This is a genomic window from Levilactobacillus yonginensis (assembly GCF_964065165.1).
GTDB classification, from domain to species: domain Bacteria; phylum Bacillota; class Bacilli; order Lactobacillales; family Lactobacillaceae; genus Levilactobacillus; species Levilactobacillus yonginensis_A.
The window spans coordinates 1,257,128-1,281,948 of record NZ_OZ061549.1 but is presented as its reverse complement, the minus strand read 5'-3'; the positions used below and the strand labels follow the sequence as shown (position 1 = coordinate 1,281,948).

The window sequence follows — 24,821 nt, the reverse complement described above, 5'->3', positions numbered from 1 at the left end:
TTCTCTCAACCTTACCCATGACTAGGGCTGTAATACTTTTTCAAGTTCGGCAATTAAATATTTCGCCTCGACATCGTCGTCCCACTCGCGTTCAGGGAAGAGGACGTAGCGGTCGACCACGTAACCGACAATGACGGCGATGATGTACCGGAAAATTTCGTTAAATGGCCAGTCAATCATGACGTGACGACGCTGCATTTCCACGATGGTGTCATGAAAGGCGGCAATCAATTCATTACGGGCAGTTTCAATAAACTTCTGCCGCAGGTCTTCATTGTATAGAAGTTCACTGAAGAAGACCTTGATGGCGTCCTGATTTTCTGCAGCAAAGGCCATGCGATTCCGGACGAAAAAGTCGAGAAATTCGTGGAGACTGGCACTAGTATGCTGCAACGATTCCCGCTTGAACTCCGCTTCCACATCAGGGATGAGTTGCTTGATCACGGGATCCAGAGCCACGCGTAGGATGTTAGCCTTCGACTTAAAGTGCTTGAACATGGTGCCCTCTGACTGGTGGGCGGCCACCGCAATCTGGTGGGTACTGGTATTCGCGTACCCCTGTTCAGCAAACAGACGAATGCTAGCGATTAACACATCCTTCTGTTTTTGGGTCAGCTCCGGGTTGGCCTGAACGATTTCTGGAAACTTATCCAAGATTTTTTTGTTCGCCATGACTTTACCACCTTTGTAGTTTCTAGTTAAGTCTATCTTAGCAGGCAATTCGGGAATTCGCGACTTATTTCCCGTAGAAAAAACCGGCGTGGTCTCGCAGTAGACACGCCGGTTTTTTCAGCAATCGAATTGATTGGATTAGAGGTGCATGAGTTTGAAGGAGGAACGCCTGCTGAATGTCAGAACACGAGTCACCTAGACTAGGACGAGATCATTCAGTAGCTTTAGCCACCACACTTATTCACTAATAATTCTTGGCAGTCATCTTCCGGTAGGCAAAGACGATTTGGATGATGGCCAGAATCACATTGACCCAGTTAACGGCAGTGAACCAGCCGCCAAGTGCGGCAACACTAGCTGCACCGTAGAATACCCAGAATCCAGCGATGATTGCAATCACGTTGATCCAACCGAACCACTTCATCAGCTGCTGGTTGTTGGTGGCAAAGCAGGTCCAAACACCGTTGACAATTAACCAAATAGCTAAAATCCAAAAAGTAGTGGTAAACATGATTATAATCCCCTTTCTTGATTGTCGAGCGAGTAATCACTCGCCCTTAAGAACACCTTTAGTTTAACACCAAATAGCCAAAGTGCAACCCTTTTCAATAAATAATTTTATGGCGGTGATTTAGCGTTGCAATTCCCGTTATACAAGGATTCTAGTAGAAACAAAAGGCGTCATCCGGAATCTTTGAGTCAGTTTGACAGAAAGATTTCGGATGACGCCTAGGTTGGTTAAAGGTGTTTTATTAAGGTAAGATGTTGCCGGCAGACAGGTAAATGTCATACCACTCCTGTTTCGTCAGGTTAACGTCAGCACCGGCCGCACTATCCTTGATGTGGTCTGGATTCATGGTACCGAGTAGAACCTGAATGTTGGCTGGGTGCCGGAGAATCCAAGCGGTAGCAATACCATTCTTAGAAACGCCGTACTTGTCAGCGAGTTCTTGCAACTTTTGGTTCAATTCAGGGTACTTCGGGTCGTTGATGAACATGCCTTCAAACAGGCCATACTGGAATGGGGACCAGGCCTGGATGGTAATGTTCTTTCGCCGAGCAAACTCTAACATGCCACCATCAGTGGCAACTGGTGAGTTGTCCATGTTGACCTGTAAGCCTTCACTGATCATCTGGGAGTGGGCCGCACTGAATTGAAGTTGGTTGAACATCAATTTCTGATTAACGGCTTCCTGCAGCATCAAGTACTGTTGGACGTTGAAATTAGAAACCCCAAAATGACGGACCTTACCAGCTCGTTGCAGGGTATCAAAGGCGTCTGCAACTTCCGCGGGTTCCATCAGTGGGTCTGGTCGGTGCAACAGAAAGGCATCCAGGTAGTCGATCCCCATCCGTTCCAAGATGCCATCCACGGCGTCTAATAGGTGTTGTTTGGAGAAATCGTAGCGCTGGCCGAAGACCAAACCGTCGTGACTCCGGGCAGGGTCTAAGATAATGCCACCCTTAGATTGAATGTAGAAGTCGTCACGATTCAGGTCAGAAGCCTTGAGGGCCTTACCGAAGGTTTCTTCGGAGAGTCCACCCCCATAGATGTCAGCGGAATCAATATAGTTGATACCCGCTTCGTGAGCGGCTTGGAGGGCTTTTACGGCGTCATCGACGTTGAGGGTGCCCATCCGCATGATCCCTAAAGCGGCTGCGGAGGCTTGCCAGGATGTGCCACCTAAATTTAATTGTTTCATCAAAAAAGCTCCTTTTGTGTCAGATTTAAAGCTTACAAGTACCAGTGTACACCGAATAATCACGAATTTCTCGTGGAGCGTCTCTGCTAGGTTTGACAATTTTTTTTGCAAATGGTGGTTGACAATTTCTCGCCAACCGTTATAGTTAATTACACAAGTAACTAACCAACGAACGAGAAAGAGTGGGGATTTAAAAATGACAACATCAAATGCAGTCGTCAGTGTTGCTGGCCTGGAAAAGACGTATGGTAAAGCTAATGAACGCCAGTACAAGGCACTTAAAGACATCAACTTTCAGGTGGCCAAAGGGGAATTCGTCGGGATTATGGGCGCATCTGGTTCCGGGAAAACCACGCTCTTAAACATGCTGTCGACGCTCGATACACCAACTAAGGGCGATGTCATCGTCAACGGCCACGACGTCACCAAGATGCGGGGCAACCAGCTGGCTGACTTTAGGGCCGAAGAAGTTGGATTTATTTTTCAAGATTTTAATCTGTTGGAAAGCCTGACGGCGGAAGAAAATATCGGCCTACCACTAGCCCTCAAAGGTACGTCATCACGAGTCATGGACCAAGCCATTCATGAAGTGGCGGAGACGCTGTCCATCGCTGACCTATTGCAGAAGTATCCAGCGGAACTGTCCGGTGGTCAGAAGCAACGGGTGGCTGCAGCACGGGCAATCGTCCACCATCCGTCAATTTTAATGGGGGACGAACCAACTGGGGCGTTGGATTCGACGAGTGCTCGGGAACTGTTGGACTTGTTGACGACCATCAATCAGAAACAAGCCATGTCGGTTCTCCTGGTGACCCATGATCCGTTTTCCGCTAGTTTCTGCCAACGTATTCTATTCATCAAAGATGGCCAGATTGGTTCAGAGTTGCGGCGAGAAAATCAAGACCGGAGTGCCTTTTACCAAGAGATCTTAAACGAACTCGGCACTTTCAACGAGTAGGGGGATTAGCATGTTAGGAAAATTAGCATTAGCCGGGATCAAGAACCGCCGTCGCGACTACCTGGTCTTACTGGCAGGTCTGACCATGTCGGCCGCCATCTTCTATATGTTTGCCAACCTGGCAACCAATCGTGCCTTCATCAAAGCCAACGCGGTCGCTTCATCTGCCAGCCTGATTTTTGGTTTTGGTGCGGTTCTGTTGATTTTGATCACCGTCGTTTATATCATGTATGCCAACAGCTTCCTCCTCAGCATGCGACAGCACGACTACGGATTATTCATGATGTTGGGTGCCAAACGCAAGCGCATCGGGGAATTGGTTTTCTTAGAAACATTGATTCTAGGAATGGTCGCCACGGCAATTGGGCTGGTCTTAGGCTTATTGATGAGTAAATTTTTAGTCGGTTTTCTACTAGATAGTTTAGGTTTACACCTGGCACATTTGACATCCTTTTACGTACCAGCCATTATAGCCACGGCAATCTTGTACGTGGGACTTTTCATCTTGGCATCGCTGTTCAACCTGATTCGCCTGACCAGAACGACCGTCCTGAAATTACTGCATAGTGACGAACAGGCAAATCAAACACAAGTTAAGCCATTCCGGCAAGCAGTTGCTGGGGTACTGGGGCTGATTCTACTAGCTATCGGGTACTGGGCTTTGGCGGCCATTAAGGTTCTGCAGACGGCAGCTATTCCGCTGGCACTGGTCACAATTACGTTGGGAACGTATCTTCTCTTCAGAGCGACCATCTTAATGTTTATTCGGTCGTTACGCAAGACGGCTTGGGCTAAGAAACATTTGAATAGCTTCCTATTAGGTCAGTTAAACTTCCGGGTTCACAACTACACGCGGATGTTGACGATTGTTTCACTGCTGTTTGCCATGGCCCTTGGGGCGATAACGGTCGGTTCCGGCTACCACCGCCAATTACCAATGATGGCGGGTAATTTCGGTGCCTATACCATTGCTATTCACGATAAGACGGCGCAGGAACAGCGATTAATTGATCGCCTGGATATTAGTCACCAAGCGACCTACACGCAAAAACGTCAAGGGAAGATGGTTTACTATAACGCGGCTGAATTAGCTAAGCACCCCTTTGAACAACTGCAAATGACCACTGGTGATAACGTGAAGACCAGTTACGTCACGGAATCCATTAAGAAATTTCAGAAGACTGGCCCCACTGATATTGATTTCTTGGGGTTAGCCACAACGTCTCAGCGGATGTTGACGCCCAAAATTATGTCGGCTAGTCAATTCGCTGAGCAGTCAGGAAAGACGACCACGGTGACGACGGTGCGGGTTAAAGACCTACAGCGAGATACGCCGACAATTAAAAAGCTGGCTAAATTGGAACGGCAACGATTCCGCCAACCAACCGAAATGACGATTGGTAGTTATCAGTCGTACGAAATGATGACCGGGTTCTTCGGTGGCTTGGAATTTATGGGCTACTTCCTGGGAATTGCCTTCCTGGCCATGCTGGCCTCCTGCCTAATGTTCAAGATTTTGTCCGGCGCTCCTGGGGACCAGCGACGTTACCGGATGCTCTACAAAGTTGGGGTTCGTTACCAGCTGATGCGGTCGGGAATCGCAAAAGAAATTGGGATTTTATTCTTGATTCCTGGTATCATGGGTATAATTGATGTTTTGTTCGGTCTGCAAATGTTCAAACCACTGATGCAATCGCCGATGAGCCCATACCTGGGCATCGGGAGCACCTTCGCGATTTTCTTAGGACTGTACGCCATTTACTACCTGATTACGTTGGTTCTTTATTGGCGGATCGTCTTACCTAAGGCCGCGGTTAAGTAACGACAAAACGAGTTTATACAGAATGTAGGATGATTATGAATTTTAACTTTGATAGTCCGGAACCCATTTACCTACAAGTAGCCGAACAGGTTGAAGAGGCCATTTTTACCGGCATCTACCGGGCGGGTGAACAGGTTCCGTCGACAACGGAAATCTCGAAAGAATTTCATATCAATCCAGCGACGGTGCTCAAAGGGATTAATCGACTGGTCGCTGCCGGGGTTATTGAAAAGCGGCGGGGCGTCGGTATGTTTGTTACGGCCACGGCTGCAGAAAGCATTCGTGAGAAGCGGCGGGCAGAGTTTTTTGATCGCTATGTCAGCCGGTTCACCAGTGAGGCACAGAAGCTGAACTTGTCGGAGGATGAGGTGGTTGCTCTGATCAAACGTGGGTATGAGCAGTAACCGTGATTGACGTTGATCCGCTTCCGATCGGCCAGTCCCTGGCCGACCTGCAGCTACTGTGAGTAAGCTTGCTGCTTGAAAAATGGCAACATAGTCAGTATTGCGTTAAATTTGTTAAGCAAATTATGCGGGTCCGGGGATTAACTCAGGCCCGTTTTCTTGTCTTCACATTTATCTAGCCGAAACGTGCGTCAGTGGGCAGTTCGCTCCGCTTAACAGCAAACAAATAATCCAAGTGTGGGATTAGAGCTGCCTGTCACCGTAAATGCTCACGAACTAAGCGCCTACAGACACACTCTGAGCTAATCAGTTTACAAGTTCCCATTAAAAAGGTATAAATAGTTGTGCACAATTAACTGACAGTTGGTTGGCAGGAAAGAGGGAAATTAATCATGAAAATCACGATTAAGGATGCAGCACAGGCTTATTTGGCAGAGAACGTTCAGTCGGACGCCGTGCTCTTATTAACGACGGATGATGGTTCCAACCGGTACTCTACGGTTGGTGGGACCTGTGCCATTGGAGATAAATTTCAGTTTGTGGCGTTGACCGACAGTGATCCCGATTATGCCATTCCCTTAGAAAACAACTTGGGACTGCAACTGTTTACCAATGCTGATACGGAACTGTATCTCAGCAACGGGTTGATTCTGGATCGGGTGTTCAATCAGTTGTCGCTGCGTGATGACTCCGGAATTTTGGACAGCGCGGTGGGCCTAATTACCTACACGGCTGAAGAAAAATCTGATTTAGACTTAAAAAAGGAAATGCAAACGTTAGGAACTCGTATCTGCTAGGTCTTGGTTTGTGTGAGATTGTCTTTTAGCGCACGTTTCGACCATGTATGGTCGGAGCGCAAACGAGGGTTGAAGTGAACCCTTAAAGTTGGACACAGAATTTACGCTGCCTTCTGGATGGCGAGTTCCCGGTATTTTTCCGGGGACTTGCCATCCAGTTTTGTTTTGATCCGACGTTTATTGTAAAAGTTGATCCATTCAGTCATAGCTTGAGTCAAGTCTTCCTTGTTCTCAAAATGTTCATCCATAACTTCGACCTTCATGATGTGGAAGAATGATTCAACTGACGCATTGTCTAGGCAAGTTGCTTTGCGTGACATACTTTGAAATACGCGATGTTCTTTGAGTGTTTCTCGCCAGAATTTGTGTTGGTACTGGAAGCCTTGATCCGTGTGGACTGTTGTTCGATAGCCTAATTTTGGCAATCTCTCTAAGGCTTCTTTAAGCGGTTTTAAAGCGAACTCTACTGTCGGATGGTCACTGATGTTGAAAGCCAATACTTCGCCTGAGAAGAGGTCAATGACTGGTTCTAAGTAGACCCGTTCACTTTGACTCATACCACCATATCGAAATTCACTAACATCTGTGACCAGTTTCTGATAAGGACGGTCCGTCTTGAATCGTCGGTTTAACCGATTTGACGCAATTTTACCAACGGTTCCTTTGTATGAATTATATTTACGTTTTTGGCGATTGTATGCTAAACAAAGCCAATCATGCTCATGCATTAAGCGTAAGACTCGCTTATGATTCACTGTGAATCCATGTTCTTGTAAGGCTTTAGTTAGTCGTCGATAACCATACTTCTTGGTGTACTTAGAATCCTCCTGCCGAATCTCATCGATTGCCTGAATGATTGGAGAATCATCTAGTTTTTCACGCTGACGATGTGAGCGTGCGTAATAATACGTACTTCTTGGTACTTTGACGACCTTGAGTAGGAGCTTGATGGGCACTTGAAAGACCTGCCTTAACTCGGTCACTATTTGCGAGATTTCTTGTCTGCTGACTTCTTCTGAGCTAAGGCATCGAGTTTTTTAGGTATTCATTCTCAATCTTTAACATCAAGTTTTCTTGTTTTAATTGCTTCAATTCATCGGCGGTACTGGAGTTATTGCGACTCTTTGAAGGCTTCGTTTGCTTATGTTTAGCCATGATTTTAGGCTTTCCTCGCTTCCGTTCAAGGCCAGCGATTCCTTGCTCCTCAAAGCGCTTCTCCCATTGCCAGATGGTGCTTGGCGAAGATAGATTGAAGTGCAGAGCCGTTACCGGAAGCGAGGCCTGATGTTGTTTTCTCCAGTTTAATACATCAACCTTGAACTGACTAGAATATTCTGGCTTCTGATCCTTCAGCTTCAATCCAGCTATACCGTATTTCCGGAAGCGACTAACCCAAAGAAGGATAGTTTCTTCCTTGCTGATACCATGTTTTCTGGCCAATGAGGTTGATCCAACTCCACTCAAATATTCAGTGACGACCTTAATTCTAAAATCTAAATCAAACTTAACCATAGTAAAACCCCCAAGGTTGGACTTTCTGTCCAACCTTGGGGGTTCAATTCAGTTGAGACTTTTGTTTCAACCCTTTTTTACTGTTCTTTTTCGAGGGACAAACTTTTTCCACACAGTTCGCTGAACCTGTCCAGCTCCTATTGCCAAGCTACTACCTAGGCGCGTATACTTTGTCTATGCAAAAGTTTCGGGAGGGGATTTTTTTGATTAAAAATAGTAAAGTGTACCGACTGATAATCGGACTATTAGCTATGGTCCTGGTATTAGTTGTCAGTCAGATGGCAATACCGGCCAAAGCGGCCACTAATTATAATGGTGCGGACTTCACCACTTCAGCAAGTGTGACCAATGGTCCGGACTTCAAACATAAAGATACGATTGATATTCAGTACAACTTGAATTTTGGAAACACCCCCATTCATAGTGGGGATACCATTACGTTGGACTTTCCTGAGAATCTGAAAGGGAAAACGCCGGGTGATGAATTCAAAGTCTATGACACAGATGGGACTGTCATTGGCAACGCCGTAGTCTCTGACACTGGTGTCGTCATTACCATGAATGAGGCCCTTGAGGGTAAGACCAACGATAAATTAACGTTGAACCTAGCTACCAAGTACCGGTACGAAGATACTGGTGAAAAGGACGTTACGTTCCAATTGAAAGATAAGGGCAACAGCACGTCACAGATCAACATTGTGTCTGACGAAGCCAATTTGTCCAAGAAGGGTGTCTTACAAGACGATGGCACCATCAAATGGACGATCCTGGTTAACCGTCAAGAACTTGAAATGAAGAACCTGGATGTCACTGATACGATTGGTGATCACCAAGACTTGATTCATGGCGTGACTGTCAGCAATGGGACGTGGACGAGTACAACCAGCTACAAGCGTGAAAAGCCAGCTATGACTGAGGGCGACGACTACAACGTTACATATAATGACAAGGGGTTTGACCTGGCATTTACCGACACAGTCAACAACCTCGTGGTTATTGACTACTACACTAAGGTTACCGACCCTTCCCTGATTGATTCTGGTTATAAGTTTCGGAACAACGCCGTGATGAATTGGGGTGGCGGTACCTCTGGTGGCAAGAATTCCGAAGAAGCTAATGGGAAGGTTTCCTCCTCTAACGGTAACAGCGGTTCTGGTGGTGGTGACACGAACACGAACGAAACCGATGAAGAAGAGGAAGACAACAATACCGGAACAATCGATGTTGACGAAGGTATTGAAACCGACAAAGAACAAGAAGAACGTGAGCAAAAAGAAAAGGATGAAGCTGCCAAGAAGGAAGCTGCAGAGGCTGCAGCCAAGAAAGCCGCAGCTAAAAAGGCTGCTGCCGCTAAAGCTGCTAGTCTGAAGCACCAACCAGCCAAGGCGACGGTTACCGAAAATGGTGGCCATACCGTTTCTGCAGGGAACACTAAGTTGCCTCAGACGCGTGAAGCCAACGCCACTTCACTGAGCATTTGGGGTGTCGCTTTAGCGACGGCCACGTTGGGTGCCAGCGCACTGGTGCGTCGTCACTTCTAATTAAGGTTTCATTTCGTACCCTTCCAGTTGGGAGATATCACTGAACTGCAAGAAACGACTAAGTCGGGGCCTAGGTCCTGACTTTTTTGTTGTCAAGATTATCTCGATGAAACGTGTGATAGAAGACAGCTAATTCTGCTGACTACTGATAGTAACCCCAACTCCGGATGATTCGATTGTCACCGTTAATGCTCGTCGACCAACCACCTGGAGGTACACTCTTTATTGGTAAAGCGGTTACGGTTTGGTATACTCGAACTAAATAAGAATCATTATAAAGGGGGAACTAGCATGCGCCGTTTAAGACAGTACCGGGAGTTTTGGTGTGTCATTGTTTTAGGGGTAATTGCTTTATGGCTTCAATTTGTTACTCACCAAGCTGGTGTGGCGCAAGTGATTGTGACCGCTTTGGGAGTTCTGTTGGCACTAATGATGTTTATTGACATGGTCAAGACCCTGCGGTCCGGTAAATTCGGGGTGGATTTGTTGGCCATCACTGCAGTGTTGGCCACACTGGCGGTTGGCGAATACTGGGCCGCTTTGATTGTGTTATTAATGTTGACCGGGGGCGATGCGCTGGAAGATTTTGCAGCGCAACGGGCAAACAGTGAACTTCAAGAACTCCTGGATAATTCACCCCAGACGGCCCATCGGTTAGTGGCTGACCAGCTCGCGGATATCCCCGTTGGGAAGGTCGTGGTAGGAGACCACCTGGTCGTTCGTCCTGGTGAAGTTATTCCCGTTGATGGGACTCTCTTAACTGGGCCCACTACGGTTAATGAGGCGTCTCTGACCGGTGAAGCCCAGCCGATTGAGAAGGTGATTGGTAACACTGTCATGTCTGGGAGTATCAACGGGGAGGCTTCGGTCCAGTTACAGGCCGACCAGACTGCGAGCAACAGCCAGTACCAAAACATTGTGCGATTGGTCAAACAGGCTGAAGAACAGCCCGCGAAGTTCGTTCGAATGGCGGACCGTTACGCTGTGCCGTTCACATTGTTGGCTTACGTGATTGCCGGCATCGCCTGGGCAGTATCGGGTGATCCGGTTCGGTTTGCTGAGGTATTGGTCGTGGCCTCACCATGTCCCTTGATTTTAGCGGCACCAATCGCCTTAATTTCCGGCATGAGTCGGGCTAGTCGAAATGGTATTATTGTGAAGACTGGGACCACACTGGAAAAGCTGGCGAAGGTGAATACGTTTGCGTTTGATAAGACCGGAACGATTACCCAGGGAAAGTTGGTGGTTGATCGCGTTGTTCCTGCTTCGGCGGTGACCGTGGAGACGCTTCTTCAATTGGCTGCCAGCACGGAACAGCACTCCGGCCACGTTTTAGCTCAGTCACTAGTTGCGGCAACCACGGGGGCTCTCCTGAACGCGACCGAAGTAACTGAAGTGACGGCTCAAGGGGTTGAAGCTACCATCGATGGTCAAAAAATCCGGGTCGGTAAGGCCAGTTTTGTAACGGATGAAGACGTTGACAAACCTGACCAGACGGCGGTGTTTGTTTCGGCAGCTGGCTTGTATCAAGGCTATATCAGCTTTAGCGACCGGGTGCGGCCAGAAGCCGCCTCTACCATGACGGCACTACGGGATGCTCAGGTCAGTCACCTGCTGATGATTTCGGGCGACCGTGAACCAATTGCTCGGCAGATTGCTAGTGAAGTGGGAATTGACCAGATTCACGCAGAGTGTTTACCTGCTGATAAAATTGCGGTACTGGCGAAATTGCCGGCTGATCAGCGACCAGTTGCGATGGTCGGTGATGGTATCAACGACGCGCCATCGTTGGCCACGGCCGACGTGGGAATCGCTATGGGAGCCCATGGTGCCACGGCCGCGAGTGAGTCCGCCGATGCCGTGGTGTTGAAAGACGATTTGACCCGAGTCAATATGGCTCGACGGATTGCACAAGATACTATGCGCGTGGCCAAGCAGGCTGTATTAATTGGAATTTTCATCTGTACTGCGTTGATGCTAGTTGCCAGCTTTGGGGTGATTCCGGCCATCATTGGGGCTGTCTTTCAAGAGATTGTCGACACAGTGACGATTCTCTACGCTTTGCGGGCCCGAACGGATCGATAATTTGGGTCGTATCAGCGGGGCTACTAGGGTGATTTGGCCGATATGTCCGTTGGTATTGGTCGGGGTTCAAATTGTTATTTTTATAGATTTTAACTTTTAATCAAGTTAATTTTTAAGGAGACCTGACGATTTTGGTTCAGGCCTTTTTGCTGTGGGAGCAATGTCCACCTGGCAATTTCACAAACGGATTATTATTACTCGCTTGAATGAATGCGGTATGATTACTTTGTAAGTGTTCTAAATAACTCGTAGGGGAGCCTTTAAGATGACAAAATCAATTTACACCGATTATTTCTTTGATGAGGCGGCTTACAATACACACGATGGTGGGTATGTGCCGCTGGCAGAACCGAAAACACCACAACAACCGTTGCGGATTCCACCATTGTTGAAACCCGATAAAGAGACGACAACGGATACATATTACACGGTCGAGGCTCAGGCTGGGGAAACCCAACTACTGCCCGGGAAGAAAACGAAGACCTGGGGGTACAACGGCTCGTTACTTGGCCAAACCATTGTGTTTGCTAAGGGCAAGACCATGCACATTGATCTAAAAAATAGTTTACCAGAGTTGACTACGTTTCACTGGCACGGTTTGAACGTGCCAGGGCCATATACTGACGGTGGCTGTCACGCTCCCGTTTATCCTGGCAAGACGCGTCACATTGATTTTAAGGTTGATCAACCGGCTGCTACGTTATGGCTACACGCCCATCCGTGTCCATCAACTGCCGAACAGGTTTGGCACGGGTTAGCCGGGTTGGCGTTGGTGACCGATGACGTGGAAGCCAAATTGCCATTTCCACGGAACTACGGGGTGGATGACATTCCGTTGGTTCTACAAGATCGGCGTTTTCATGAAGACAATCAGTGGGATTACAACGCTGATTACGATCCTGACGGGGTTCAAGGGCCGACGCCAATGATCAACGGGACCATCAATCCTTACTTTGATGTCACCACCCAACGGGTTCGCCTCCGTATCTTGGATGGCGCTAACCGACGTGAATGGCGGCTACACTTTGACGATGACCTGCCATTCACGCAGATTGCCTCCGACGGTGGGGTTATGCCAGAACCGGTTGAATTTACGCACCTGATGTTAACCTGTGCTGAACGGGCTGAAATCATCGTGGACTTTGGTAAGGTCACGCCTGGTAAGACAGTCACACTGTACAGTGACGATGTGCCATTGGTTCGGTTCAGAGTCCATGATTTTGCGACGGATACAGCGAAATTACCAGACCACCTGGTTGATATCCCAGACCCAGAAGTGACGCCAGACACGCCGATTCGTAAAGTCGTAATGTCTGGGATGGATGAACAAGTCATGATCGACGGTAAGAAATTTGAAATGCAACGGATCGATGCCAAACAGAAGGTAGGCAACGTTGAGTTATGGGACGTTACCAATACCAATGACATGGAGGGCGGCATGGTCCACCCATTCCATATGCACGGCACCCAATTCTTAGTGGTTTCTCGCAATGGCCACGAACCGTACGCCAACGAGCACGGCTTTAAGGACACGGTCGGCGTCAACCCTGGTGAAACGGTCCGGTTAAAGGTTCGGTTCGACAAGCCGGGTGTCTTCATGTATCACTGCCACATTATTGAGCATGAAGATGGTGGAATGATGGCCCAAATTGAAGCGTACGATCCACAACATCCACAGACGTACAAGCTGATGGATATGGACACGCTAATGAATGCGGTCGCTGAGGAGCGAGGTATTGACGTTAAGGACCTGCACCTGGCCGGAATGAGTTCCTATGAGAAGATGGGAATGAAGATGTAAAGAGTGCGGAGTGAGGCGTTTAGACCCTGAGCATTAGTGTGAAACTGGGCCTTGTTCGGCAGTGCCGGACAAGGCCCAGTTTTGGACTAAGCGCAGGGGTCTGCCTCACGGAGCACGTTTCAGAAGCGGCCAGGACAGGGATAAACAGGCGAGAGCCAATCCAGTCTTATAACCTATATTTCATACAAAGCGCAGGAACCTGTCTGGCGGAGCACGTTTCAGAAGCGGCCAGGACAGGGATAAACAGGCGAGAGCCAATCCAGTCTTATAACCTATCTTCATACTAAGCGCAGGGGTCTGCCTCACGGAGCACGTTTCAGAAGCGGCCAGGACAGGGATAAACAGGCGAGAGCCAATCCAGTCTTATAACCTATCTTCATACTAAGCGCAGGGGTCTGCCTCACGGAGCACGTTTCAGAAGCAGCCAGGACAGGGATAGCCAGTTCAAATTCAAAACTAAGAAACAACGAATGAATCTACTAAGTTGATGAACCGATAACTGGTCGTTACTAGTTATCGGTTTTTATTGGGAAGAATGGGAGTCTGACAATTATACAATGTCGTTTGCACTGCTAAGGAACTGTTAACTATTGCAGTTCCTTTTTGAATTGGGTTTAGATTCCTGAAATCAATAATCCCGGCGGACCCAACTCAAAAAGGATAGCTTAGTCCCAAAAGATTTTCTTGGAACTAGCTATCCACTGAGTGATAAAATTCAATTTTGCTTAAAGTATTATCCAGTTCTAAATCGTATTCTCTCCAGCTGACCAGGAATTCTTCTCAGTAAATGGTCGGGCAGTTTGCTTGGAGATAAAGCTAAAGTAGCGGATATCACTGCCCCAATCGCGCGGATCGCCATAGTCTAGCGACCGCAGATCCCGGTTGTCGTAGGTGAAGGCGTACAGAATTTTTTGTTGAATATCGTAGCCAGCCGTGTACTGCGTCCAGGCGACCAACGTTTCATCCGGTTGCGGAATCCGTAGGGACCCCTTCGGCGTATTCACCGTGGTCAGAAGCTGAAAAATCTGGTTGAGTGCCTCATCGTCGTCAACGTCCACGGAAAGGAGTTTGGAGAAGGCAGCCCGAAGAAACCGTGATTCGGGTTTGTAGTCGGCGGGGATGCCTACTAGACCACTGGTTGGTTCACCCAGCTTGATCTGGTCGATGGGTTCGTCAACTGTGAAGTCGTAGTGGCGGTCGGTGGTTCGTTCCAACCAGGTCTTCAAGTTACTCAAGTGCCAGTCAAAGGTGGGTGCGTTGGTGAAGACACCGAGCTTATTTTCGTAGATGTGAAAGCCGTTTTCAACTGATGGTTCGACCACGATGGACCGGCCCGTTTCGTCGTGAAAGACGCAGTGTTGTGGGACGGACATACCCATCATCGGGCCCGATTCATTGGTGATACCAATGTCTTGGCTGAGATGCTCTTTGATGTCGTCCAGACTTCGGTAATGGGTCAGAATCCAGGTGCAGAGCTCCTCGCCACGAATCGCGGTCTTACCGCTGGCCGTGATTTCTGCAGTCGGCACGTAGCGGTAGAAGTGGTCAAAGTAAAAGGAACCGCCACAGATGCCGTATTCGTTGATACCGTCGAGGAGGACCGGTGATTTGTGAATGTCATTGGCCCAGACGATACCCATAACGTTACGTTCACTTTTGAACGGGGTAAAGGCCTCTTGAAAAAGGTAGCCCTTGGGAATCTTCACGCCAGAGTATTCAAAATGTTGTTCAAAGTCTTGGGTGCGACCCCAGAAGGGATGCCCCTGTTTGCTAATTAATTCAATACCTGTACAGGCCATAAGGAAGCTCCTTTCTGCATAATCAGTGGGTTTCAAGGTCGTTGACGGCAACCTTCTTCTTGGCGGAAGGCATCATGGCGATGCCGGCACCAATCAAGGCAACAACAGCGCCTAAGACGGTGACCGTGTAGACTTGAGCGCCCAGAGCGGGGATCATCCAGTCGATCAGGACGGACCCAATCAGCTGGCCGGCAGTGGAAGCGAGCCCCAGTAACAACAGACCCAAACCACGAACTAACAGGGCCATTAGGGCAATTGAGAGTAACCCGAGTGGTCCGCCGAGGTACATCCACCAAGCGGTTGGTAGGGTGAAGGCTACTTGCCCCATCATGACTCGGATCAAGAGGGCGGCCCCTAAGATGGTGAAACCAACGATAAAGTTCCAGGTGATGGACACCAGCATGGACCCGGTTTCCTGAGCCACAGCGGAGTTACCGGCTGGTTGCCAGCCGGCTAGTAGTCCGGCTAAGAATGGTAATACGGCTAAGGCCACGACCTTAGGTGCTTGCCAGCTAGGCAATACCACCAGGACGGTTGCTAAGATGGCGAGGAGAGCCCCCAAAATCCGGGGGAAGTTAAACATCTGCTTTTCGGGAACGCCAATGCCCAAGCGGTCACAAAGTAATCCGGAGATCACCATGCCAGAGATCAAGGTTGTTTGAAAAGTAGCCACCCCCAAAACGGAGGCAGAAGCCCCTTCGGAGAAGACGACCATGGCCCCACAGCAGCCAGCTACCCAGTTCCACCAAGGAATCTTACGGGCAGCAATTTTATGCGGAATAGATGCAAACTGTTGACGGGTAGAGCGACGGGCTAAGATAATGATGGCCATGACGACCAGCCCTGAACCAAAGGAGACAACGGCAGAGGCATTGCCGTCTTTCAGTAGCTTACCGACTTGGCCGTTCACAGCGGACTGCATGGGTGACAGCATGCCGGCGAGAATGGTAGCAACTAATAATAATGGCACAACAACGGTCTTTTCAGCAGTATTTAGCTTGTCGTTTGAAGAATGTTGTTCATTCATTTTATTTCCCCATTTCTAAAATTCAGATAACCATACAGATAAGTTAAGCTAAGTCCCCGGCCAGCCACTGGATGCAGCGAGAGAAGAAGTCACCATAGTGGGACCAGGCCATAAATTCCTGGGAAGCCCAGTGCGGTGCAATGTCGGTGGTGTAAGCTAACGTCCGGCCTTTACCAACCGTGGCGGTTATCAGGAGCGGCTTGTCGGCCACGGTCATGAGTACCTGACTGTCAGCCTTAGGCGTCACGTCCTGATAGCCCAGAATGACCGGAAAGTCACCGAGGCCATCACTAATGGAGTTAGCTTGGGTAGTCTGTGGGGCCACCCCTTGGGGTGCTTCCACGCGATCATCGTAAGGGGCCACAGTGACCGGTAAGATATCCTCGATGGGAGTGTTGTGGTAGTGGGCCTTGCCCTCAAAGCCACCAAATGAGAGGTAGCCCCCAGCCATCATTAAGGCCCCCCCGGCTTCGACCCACTGTTTCAAGAGTTCTAAGCGATTGATGGACGAGTTCCCTCCAGCGAAGACGCCGTTGGAGAGGGTGAAGGAATTGCTCCCAATGTCGGAAAGAATGATGACATCATATTGGTTGAGTTCGGCTAGTGTCCAGGGAAAATGCTCCGGTACGTCGTGTGCCCGTAAATGGGTGACACTGTGGCCAAGTCCGCGTAGTGCTTGTAACAGGTCGTCGCAACCAATTTCTAGTTTCGTGCTGGTGAAAGAGTCGTACCCTTTGTACTCGGTGGTCGTCGAGATCCAGGATTCACCAGCCAGTAAAACTTTTGCCATAATAAATGTCCTCCTTAGTTGGGTTAAGCGCTTAACCAACTGATTAAAATTAAAAGCGCTCTTCTGTAAGCGCTTTTATTTATGGCCATCATACAGCACGCTAAAGGTTCAAGTCAAGAATATTAGCGCGTCAAAAGGTGAGAAAAGTTCATGATTAAACGCTTTATCATTTTGATAAGTGAAAGCAATTGTTAATATTTAATCATTAATCCGACAATTCGTGCTGTCCCGTCACTAAACATAAGCTTTCTAGTTTTCAATCTTGTGAATGGAACTCCGCTTAATTAATTTTGGCTTGACGATGAGATGCTGTACCACTTTCTCACCAGTTGTTAACATTTCTAAAAGGAGGTCGATGGTTTCGTTAACCATTTCTAGGGGTTGTTGGTCGACCGTGGTCAACGGCACCTCAATAATTTCACCGTAAGGGTCGTTATCGAATCCTACCATGGAGACCCGGCTGAAGATGTCAACGAAGTTCTGCTTGGCCCACTTAATGACGCCAAATAACATGAGGTCGTTTGCACTCAGAATGGCGGTCGTTGCCGGGTCTTCAAGAATCTTGGGCGCAAGTTTGGCACCAGAGTCTAGGGTGTAATCGCCTTCGAAAACCAGGTTGTCATTGAAGGCAATGCGGTTGTCCCTGAGAGCGTTGCGATAGCCTTCGAGTCGTTCGGCGGCGTTGACAAAGTTGGCTTTTCCACGAATAAAGGCAATGTGGGTGTGACCATAATTGATTAATTCCTGGGTGGCGAGGTAAGCGCCCTGGACGTTGTCGAAGTTGACGTAACTGACCTTGAGATCTGTGTACGCATTTAACAGAACGATGGGCTTGTCGCTCTTTTCGATTAGCGCTTTTCGTTCTTTCTTTTTGCTCAAAAAAAACTCGTTAGAAGGTACCAGAATGATGCCATCGACGCCGCGTGACACCATGTTTTGCACGGCATCACTCTCAGCAGTGAAAGAATTGTTGCTGTCAACGAAGAGGGTCGAGTATCCTTGAGCGCCCAGTTGCTGTTCGATCAGCCGGGTGAGCGTGGCAAAGAAAGGGTTCGTGATGTCTGGCACAATTAAGCCAATGGTCAGGCTAATATTTTTACTGAGTGTGACCGCAGCAATGTTGGGGTGATAGTTCAGTTCTTTGGCAATTTGCTTGATTTCAGCTTTTTTAGCCTTGGAAATTCGGGACTTTTTATTGTTCAAAACGACCGAAACCGCTGCGACCGAAACGTTAGCGCGTTTGGCAATTTCCTTCATAGTAGGCATTGTAGTTCACCCATCTTTCTAATTGGCCGACCAAAGGGATTGGTCGACAACTGGTTTAGTGTGTAAGGAAAGTATACTGCATTCGCAGCGGTATTTCCGGTAATCGGTTTTACTTGTGTTAGTGACCGTGCGTTTTACCCCGCAGAATGTGATCAACGTGGGCCAGAGTTTCGTTGACAATGTCAAGGATGTGCGGGTCATCTAGCTGATAAAAATTTTGTTTGCCCTCCCGGCGGACGGTCACGAGTTGCTCTTTCTTGAGTAGGGCCAACTGGTGAGAGATTACGGATTGTTCAACCTGAAGCTGTTCGCTAAGTTGACTAACGTTGAGTTCGCGTTGCTCGAGCAGGTAGAGTAGTTGGAGGCGGGTGGTATTACTGAGGAGCTTAAAGATATCCTGTGAGGCGGCTAAAATGGGTTGGTCGATTTTTTTGATAGGTTTAGGTGAATCAGCCATATAAAGCTTGCTCCTTTCATATGTCCATGTTAACATATGTTATAAATAACATACATAGGAGATGGGGTTATGTTGAAAACGATTTTGACAGGGGTCACGGCCTATATTTCGACCGGACTCGACTACTTAATTATTCTAATGGTAATTTTCAGTCGCGTAAAGCACCACGACCGGTGGCTGGTGCTGGTGGGCGACTTCGTGGGAACCGTCGTATTGGTGGGCAGTTCGCTCATTTTAGCGTTAGTATTGGGATTTGTGCCCGCACCGTGGTTACTGGGACTGTTGGGAATAATTCCGATTTATCTTGGATTAAAACTTTGGTTTCAGGGCGATGACGATGACACGGCAGCAATTGCCGACCAGGTAACCAATCCTCAGAGCCTGATTATGAGCGTGGCGGTGATTACCATGGCCACTTGTGGAGCGGATAACGTGGGCATTTACGTGCCACTGTTTACGACCGTAGAACTGGTTGCTATTCCGGTAATTTTGCTGACGTTTGCGGTGATGGTCGTTCTGTTTTGGGAAATTGGCTACCGACTGGCTTGTCTGCCTAAGGTAGCGACTGTGTTGGAGAAGCAAGGGCGTTATCTGACCATTGCTGTGTACATTCTAATTGGGCTTTACATCCTATGGGATAACGGCACCTTTGCCCATTTCTTGTAGAATTTGAGTGGTTATTGCCGCTGGCGGTTTCTAGGTGCAGTGCCTGCTGTGGGTTCAAGGTTGTCCCATGTTGTAAGGCCGGGGAGAAACAATCACCCAACGTCATCGGCCCAGCCGGCACCACTGGCTACCTAACAAAATTTTGATGAACGGGGCACGCACGCTTTTTTGTGAGCACAGTCTTGAGAATTAGTCGGCGGTGAAGACCGGTTTAATGGGGCATGATAGTCTAATTTGGCGGTTAGCAATGCTATTTTGATTGGCTTACTGAAATTTTTTAGAATTTACGGCTTGCCTTGGAGTCGACTCAAAGGTCTATGCTTTGATCATCAAGTTTTGAAGGGAAGGTTTTAATGATGATTAAAGATAAAGTTGTTTTGATTACGGGGGCCTCCTCAGGTATTGGTGCTGCAACGGCTAAGCTCCTCGCTAGTAGGGGTGCCAAATTGGTCTTAGGTGCCCGTCGTGAAGATAAGCTTCAAAAATTAGCTGGTGAAATTGAAGCGGCGGGGGGAACGGTTGCGTATGAAGTCATTGATGTCACCGATGCTGAAGCCAATCAGCGAATCGTTCAGTTTGCCAAGGACAAATTCGGGGGTCTCGACGTTATCTTCCTGAATGCCGGGTTGATGCCTAACTCACCGTTGTCAGAATTAAAGACGAACGAATGGAACAGCATGATCGATGTCAACATCAAAGGGGTGCTCAACGGGATTGCGGCGGTTCTGCCAACTTTTAAGGCTCAAAAGTCGGGCCACGTGATTGCAACGTCCTCGGTTGCTGGGCTTAAAGCCTATCCAGGAGGAGCAGTTTACGGCGCGACCAAGTGGGCTGTTCGCGACCTAATGGAAGTTTTACGGATGGAATCAGCACAAGAAAATAGTCACATTCGGACGGCCACGATTTATCCAGCGGCGATTAAAACCGAACTATTGTCGACGACGACTGATCAGGCGACCCTTAAAGATGCTGAGAAACTTTACGATGAATATCAAATTAGTCCGGACCGGGTGGCTAATGTGATTGCGTTTGCGATTGACCAGCCAGATGATACGAACGTCAGTGAGTTCACAGTAGGACCAACTGACCAGCCATGGTAAACTTGAGATACTATGAAAATTAAAGAAGTTTCTGCTAAATTTAATATTCCGGCTGATACGCTACGCTATTGGGAACGAGAAGGGGCCATTCCGCCCGTAACTCGTAATGAGATGGGATATCGTGACTATGATGACGAAGACCTTGATTGGATTGTTTTTGCCAAATGTATGCGCGAAGCTGGTGTTAGTATTGAATATTTGATTGAGTATATTACGCTGTTTAAGCAAGGGGATGCCACACTACAAGCCCGCAAGGATTTGTTGCGTGAGCAATTAGAGACAATTGCGCAGCGGTTACAAGAAATTCAGCATACCTATGATTTGATTAAAGATAAGACGGAACATTATGAAGAGCACGTTGAGGGTTATCATGGGAAATTATCACAGTAGATATGGCATCAGATTGACCTGAGACGTTACCTATTAATGAAAAAATTTTCGTATTCGTCCTTCAAAATTTATTTGATCACGATACAACATAACCGGAGACAGTAGCAATCACCAAGGTAAAAATAACCAAAAAATAGCGTAGAAGCCGCCGCATGTCGACTTCTACGCTATTTGTAATACCGAGTTAATCCTGATTGGAGGTGGTATTTTCCACCGGGACCGTTGACTCCTGGGCTTGTTGATAGGCGGTGTAAGCCAGTAACCCAATGGCTCCAACCAACGCCGTGGCTAAAACAATCAGCCAGCTCTTAATGTTTTTCATCTGAGTATCGCTCCTTAGAACGTAGTAATTAGGCGCTCTCCCATGCACATGCAGTATAACATGGTTGATTTAAGGTAGCTACAGTTAAGTAGATTAAAAGAACAGTTTGCTAGCAATTGTGACGCCAGTTAGTAAAACAACTGAAGAAAGGGTTGCGGCTAGGAACGCGTTGCCCCCGCGCTGGAAAATGACCCGGAAGTTGACGCTCATTCCGAGAGCAGCCATGGCCATTCCTAAAAAGATGTACGCCAACTTGACCAGAGCGGCTAAGGCCGCTGTACCCAATGGCAACCAGGTTCCGATGATACTAGTCAGTAGGAAGCCGGCCATGAACCAGGGGATGGGCAACTTCGTGTGGCTGGATTCACTGGCGGTCGTGGTGGTTTGTTTCTGATACCACCAGCCGATAATTAACGCTGCTGGCGCTAATAGAAGTACCCGGGACAACTTTGTGATAATGGCGGTGTCTAAACTGACCGGCCCCCCTGCACTACCAGCAGCGACGGCATGGGCAATTTCGTGGAGCGAGCCACCAGTCATGACCCCAAATTGAACGGCGGTTAGGTGGAGTAGTGGCTTCAAACCGATTTCAATCAGCGTAAAGACCGTTCCTAAGATGGCGACAATGGCGACCGCTAGGACTTCGTTTTCCCGTTGACGCTCCGCTTGGTCCGGGCCGACCTTAATTTGGGGAGAAACCCCCATGACCGCTGCGGCCCCACAGATGCTGGTCCCAGTAGCGGTTAAGATGGCTAGCTCCCGGTCGACGCCGAGTTTCCGGCTGAGGTTGAAAGTGAGTAACACCATCCCAGTGACTACAACGGCGGCCAAGGTGATGGTTTTCACCCCTGCTTGCGCTAGTTGAATCAAGTTTAATTTGAAGCCTAAGAGAATGATGCCTAATCGTAAAAATTTATTGCTAATAAAACCGATACCGGCCCGATTAGCGTTGATGGCGCGGGGGGCTAACTGACAGGCCATACCCAATAACAGGGCGATAACCAAGGCACCGACCAGGTTCAGGTAAGGAACCTGAGCTAGTTCACTCCCAGCGACGGCACAAATCAATGTCAACACCGCTGCTCCCCAGAAACTCCGGGTGACCATTGTCGTTCGAATATCCAAGCTAATTTCCTCCTCAAAAATGAATATCCTTAGTTTACTGGAAACTCGTTATAAGTTAAAATTGTCATATTTAATAATGATATAAGCACAGGTTATCAAGGAGGCTAACTATGCTCGATACTCGGTATCAAACATTTCTGGTGCTGGCTCATACCAAGTCGTATACCCAAACGGCACGGCAACTATACGTCACACAACCAGCCGTCACACAGCAGATCAAAAGTCTTGAGGCGGAACTGGGACTGGAATTGGTGCACTATCAGCGGCCACACTTGACTATCACACCGGCGGGGCAAGAACTGGCGGACTTTATTCAACGGGTTCAGGTGCAGACCGATAAACTGGTGGCCACCCTGCAACACCCCCGGTTGCAGCGCCAAGTGACCTTTAGTACCACGCTTTCCCTTAGTGAGTTTCTGGCGCCACAGCTGATTCAGCACTTACAGACTAGCAAGCGGTATCAAAAGATTAGTTGTCAGGTGACCAATACTCAGGATGCGCTGGCAGCGTTAGATAGTGGTGCTAGTGATTTTGCCCTAATTGAAGGAAATTTTGATAAGACCCGGTATGACTTTCGGGTCGTCCGGCAGGAACCATTTGTGGGTGTGGTAGCCAGCAATCATCCACTGGCGCAGCAAGCGACCATTGATTGGACGGACCTGACGACTACACCATTGCTGGTTCGGGAAACCGGTTCAGGAAGCCGTGAAATCTTGGTGAACCTGGCGCAGGCGGCTAACGTGTCCCTGACTGAGTTCCACCAGTTGATCACGGTGAATAATCCAGCCGCCATTCGCCAGTTACTTTTACGGGGGGCCGGCGTGAGTTTTGTGTATCGTTCCGTGGTAGCTGAAGACTTGGCCGCTGGGCGCCTTAAAGTACTCCCCCTAACGGCTAGTCAGCTACGCCACGACTTGGATTTGGTCTACCAGCATGAAAGTCCGTACGCACAGTTATATCAGGAGTGGGCCGCTTGGTTAAAATAGGGTACCATTAAAGGTTGAAAGTTTTCGAATGCCAGATAAGCTTGTTATGACAATGATAGTGGCGTGCATATTATCAGCCTAGTGTGAATGCTCGCCTTGCGGGCCGCCAGATATGGGCTGGAACGGTGTGGACGCAACTTGAAGCCTCGAAAGGTCCGAGTCTTCAAGATTGGTCGTTCTGCTAGGCCAGTAGGGACCCCACCTACTGACCAAGCAAACGACGCGCCTGAGTCCATATCTGACTCCCCTATACATGTCAACTAAAATTAAAACTTCTCTGTGAAAATGAGCGTTTAATTAGACAATTTATACAGGTTATTGTTATTATGATAATATTGTCGAAAAAAACGAGAGAAGGGGTGAGCCGCCGTGACCAAGAAAACGAAGCGTGCCATTTTTATTTTAGTATTTAGTGAATTTTTAGTGTGTTTGGGGATTAGTTTGGTGATTCCAGTGATGCCATTCTTGAAGACACAGTTGCATCTGACCGCAACGGACATGGGCATCATGAGTTCCCTGTTTGCCTTTGCCCAGTTCGTGGCCTCACCCCTGATTGGGCGGTTATCCGATAAGATTGGTCGGAAACCAGTCCTGACGACTGGGTTGTTCCTATTCATGGTGTCCGAAGTTTTGTTTGCGCTGACCAACCAGTTGTGGGTCTTCAACGTTTCGCGGGTAATCGGTGGGCTGTCGGCCGCAATGGTGGTGCCAACTGCCATGGCCTTAGCTGCAGATATTACCACGAAACGGCAACGGGCACGGGTGATTGGTTGGCTGTCGGCTGCATTTAGTGGGGGCTTGATTCTGGGACCCGGAATCGGTGGTATCTTGGCCGGTATCAGCTACAAGACGCCTTTCTGGGCGGCCGGGGGCTTAGGCTTGATCAGTGCAATCGTGTTGATTAGTTTATTGCCTAGCGATGCCGAAACGCGGGCGGCAGCAGATACTTCTGAAGCGGCAATTCAGCCAACGGCGCATCCGATGAGTCGGGCGTTCTGGACGGTGCCTATCATCATTCTGTTTACCATGATTTTGGTATCATCATTTGGTTTGCAAGGGTTCGAAAGTATTTACAGTATTTACGTTAACGAGGTCTTTCACTTCAGCCTGAGCAACATTGCGTTGGTGCTGACGTTGAACGGGTTGATCTCACTGTTCCTGCAGGTCGCGATGTTCGATACCTTAGTTAGCAAGTGGGGCGAGCGGCGAGTTATCCGAGTGTGTTTCTTCCTGGGTGCAGTCTGCGTAATTTGGATTACGCAAGCTCATACCAAACTGGAAGTTATGATTGCCACGTTGATCGTTTTCTCCGCCTTTGATTTACTTCGGCCAGCCATCACCACTTTGCTGACTAAGGCGAGTGAGTCCAACCAAGGCTTGATCAATGGCTTGAACATGTCGCTGACTAGCGTTGGGAACATTGTCGGGCCAATTATGTCGGGGATGTTGCTGGATATGAACTCCCATTACCCTTACTTGGTCGTTTCGGTGTTCCTGGTGATTTCTTATCTGATGGCCTTTCTTTTGAAACGTCCCGAGAGTATGCAGCAGAAACAACCGTCTTCAGACTAGTTTTGGACATTCAGTAGAAAGAATGG

Annotated in this window: 22 protein-coding genes and 1 pseudogene; 12 read left to right on the top strand and 11 right to left on the bottom strand. The window is 48.4% G+C overall.

The genetic code is table 11. From position 1 onward, the window contains the following. Nucleotides 1-21 precede the first annotated feature (21 nt). The 3 genes from AB3Y94_RS06275 to AB3Y94_RS06265 form a co-directional block, all read right to left on the bottom strand. Nucleotides 22-672, bottom strand: a complete 651-nt coding sequence (locus AB3Y94_RS06275) for a TetR/AcrR family transcriptional regulator (protein WP_367295479.1) — start codon at nt 670-672, stop codon at nt 22-24. Between the two features lie 244 nt (nt 673-916). Beyond that, on the bottom strand, nt 917-1,183 hold the full coding sequence (locus AB3Y94_RS06270; protein WP_367295478.1) for a hypothetical protein: 267 nt from the start codon (nt 1,181-1,183) through the stop codon (nt 917-919). A gap of 241 nt (nt 1,184-1,424) precedes the next feature. Further along, nucleotides 1,425-2,375, bottom strand: coding sequence for an aldo/keto reductase family oxidoreductase (locus AB3Y94_RS06265; protein ID WP_367295477.1), 951 nt, complete (start codon nt 2,373-2,375; stop codon nt 1,425-1,427). A gap of 196 nt (nt 2,376-2,571) precedes the next feature. Between AB3Y94_RS06265 and AB3Y94_RS06260 the strand changes: the two genes are divergently transcribed. The 4 genes from AB3Y94_RS06260 (at nt 2,572) to AB3Y94_RS06245 (ending at nt 6,356) form a co-directional block, all read left to right on the top strand. Continuing rightward, nucleotides 2,572-3,333, top strand: coding sequence for an ABC transporter ATP-binding protein (locus AB3Y94_RS06260; protein ID WP_125684632.1), 762 nt, complete (start codon nt 2,572-2,574; stop codon nt 3,331-3,333). Between the two features lie 10 nt (nt 3,334-3,343). Beyond that, a complete protein-coding gene (locus AB3Y94_RS06255; protein ID WP_367295476.1) occupies nt 3,344-5,155 on the top strand; it encodes an FtsX-like permease family protein in 1,812 nt (603 codons plus the stop codon). Between the two features lie 35 nt (nt 5,156-5,190). Continuing rightward, a complete protein-coding gene (locus AB3Y94_RS06250; protein ID WP_367295475.1) occupies nt 5,191-5,559 on the top strand; it encodes a GntR family transcriptional regulator in 369 nt (122 codons plus the stop codon). Nucleotides 5,560-5,951: 392 nt separating this feature from the next. Further along, nucleotides 5,952-6,356: an iron-sulfur cluster biosynthesis family protein gene (locus AB3Y94_RS06245; protein ID WP_367295474.1), complete on the top strand. Its 405-nt coding sequence runs from the start codon at nt 5,952-5,954 to the stop codon at nt 6,354-6,356. 101 nt (nt 6,357-6,457) lie between these two features. Here the strand turns inward: AB3Y94_RS06245 and AB3Y94_RS06240 are convergent. After that, nucleotides 6,458-7,868 (bottom strand): annotated as a pseudogene (locus tag AB3Y94_RS06240) (IS3 family transposase). Nucleotides 7,869-8,071: 203 nt separating this feature from the next. Here AB3Y94_RS06240 and AB3Y94_RS06235 point away from each other — a divergent pair. From AB3Y94_RS06235 to AB3Y94_RS06225, 3 genes are all read left to right on the top strand, one after another. Beyond that, nucleotides 8,072-9,409 (top strand): collagen binding domain-containing protein, encoded by a 1,338-nt coding sequence (locus AB3Y94_RS06235; RefSeq protein WP_367295473.1) that lies wholly within the window; start codon nt 8,072-8,074, stop codon nt 9,407-9,409. A gap of 291 nt (nt 9,410-9,700) precedes the next feature. Continuing rightward, the gene (locus AB3Y94_RS06230) at nt 9,701-11,494 is read left to right on the top strand and encodes a heavy metal translocating P-type ATPase (RefSeq protein ID WP_367295472.1); all 1,794 of its coding nucleotides are present in this window, start codon (nt 9,701-9,703) and stop codon (nt 11,492-11,494) included. A gap of 265 nt (nt 11,495-11,759) precedes the next feature. Continuing rightward, a complete protein-coding gene (locus tag AB3Y94_RS06225) occupies nt 11,760-13,295 on the top strand; it encodes a multicopper oxidase family protein (protein WP_367295471.1) in 1,536 nt (511 codons plus the stop codon). A gap of 743 nt (nt 13,296-14,038) precedes the next feature. Here AB3Y94_RS06225 and AB3Y94_RS06220 read toward each other — a convergent pair. The 5 genes from AB3Y94_RS06220 to AB3Y94_RS06200 all read right to left on the bottom strand — a co-directional run bounded on the left by AB3Y94_RS06220 (nt 14,039) and on the right by AB3Y94_RS06200 (nt 18,634). Next, a complete protein-coding gene (locus tag AB3Y94_RS06220) occupies nt 14,039-15,094 on the bottom strand; it encodes a linear amide C-N hydrolase (protein WP_367295470.1) in 1,056 nt (351 codons plus the stop codon). Nucleotides 15,095-15,116: 22 nt separating this feature from the next. Next, on the bottom strand, nt 15,117-16,121 hold the full coding sequence (locus tag AB3Y94_RS06215; RefSeq protein ID WP_367295469.1) for a DMT family transporter: 1,005 nt from the start codon (nt 16,119-16,121) through the stop codon (nt 15,117-15,119). A gap of 43 nt (nt 16,122-16,164) precedes the next feature. Then, nucleotides 16,165-16,911 carry a glutamine amidotransferase gene (locus AB3Y94_RS06210; RefSeq protein WP_367295468.1) on the bottom strand — a complete coding sequence of 249 codons (747 nt, stop codon included), beginning with the start codon at nt 16,909-16,911 and terminating at the stop codon, nt 16,165-16,167. Between the two features lie 249 nt (nt 16,912-17,160). After that, on the bottom strand, nt 17,161-18,177 hold the full coding sequence (locus AB3Y94_RS06205; RefSeq protein WP_367295467.1) for a LacI family DNA-binding transcriptional regulator: 1,017 nt from the start codon (nt 18,175-18,177) through the stop codon (nt 17,161-17,163). Nucleotides 18,178-18,295: 118 nt separating this feature from the next. Then, nucleotides 18,296-18,634: an ArsR/SmtB family transcription factor gene (locus tag AB3Y94_RS06200; RefSeq protein WP_367295466.1), complete on the bottom strand. Its 339-nt coding sequence runs from the start codon at nt 18,632-18,634 to the stop codon at nt 18,296-18,298. A 69-nt stretch (nt 18,635-18,703) separates the two neighbouring features. Here AB3Y94_RS06200 and AB3Y94_RS06195 point away from each other — a divergent pair, with 69 nt between their 5' ends. From AB3Y94_RS06195 to AB3Y94_RS06185, 3 genes are all read left to right on the top strand, one after another. Next, entirely contained in the window at nt 18,704-19,300 is a 597-nt protein-coding gene (locus tag AB3Y94_RS06195) for a cadmium resistance transporter (protein WP_367295465.1), read from the top strand. A 356-nt stretch (nt 19,301-19,656) separates the two neighbouring features. After that, nucleotides 19,657-20,400, top strand: coding sequence for an SDR family oxidoreductase (locus AB3Y94_RS06190; protein ID WP_367296488.1), 744 nt, complete (start codon nt 19,657-19,659; stop codon nt 20,398-20,400). 12 nt (nt 20,401-20,412) lie between these two features. Beyond that, nucleotides 20,413-20,790: a MerR family transcriptional regulator gene (locus AB3Y94_RS06185; RefSeq protein ID WP_367295464.1), complete on the top strand. Its 378-nt coding sequence runs from the start codon at nt 20,413-20,415 to the stop codon at nt 20,788-20,790. Between the two features lie 184 nt (nt 20,791-20,974). Here AB3Y94_RS06185 and AB3Y94_RS06180 read toward each other — a convergent pair whose 3' ends face one another. After that, nucleotides 20,975-21,112 (bottom strand): hypothetical protein, encoded by a 138-nt coding sequence (locus tag AB3Y94_RS06180; RefSeq protein WP_367295463.1) that lies wholly within the window; start codon nt 21,110-21,112, stop codon nt 20,975-20,977. A 93-nt stretch (nt 21,113-21,205) separates the two neighbouring features. Beyond that, complete coding sequence (locus tag AB3Y94_RS06175; RefSeq protein ID WP_367295462.1) at nt 21,206-22,237, bottom strand: YeiH family protein; 1,032 nt, start codon at nt 22,235-22,237, stop codon at nt 21,206-21,208. Between the two features lie 110 nt (nt 22,238-22,347). On the opposite strand from AB3Y94_RS06175, the gene AB3Y94_RS06170 reads away from it, so the two are divergent. Further along, a complete protein-coding gene (locus tag AB3Y94_RS06170; RefSeq protein WP_367295461.1) occupies nt 22,348-23,223 on the top strand; it encodes a LysR family transcriptional regulator in 876 nt (291 codons plus the stop codon). Between the two features lie 369 nt (nt 23,224-23,592). Continuing rightward, the gene (locus tag AB3Y94_RS06165; RefSeq protein WP_367295460.1) at nt 23,593-24,795 is read left to right on the top strand and encodes an MFS transporter; all 1,203 of its coding nucleotides are present in this window, start codon (nt 23,593-23,595) and stop codon (nt 24,793-24,795) included. The last annotated feature ends 26 nt before the right edge of the window (nt 24,796-24,821 follow it).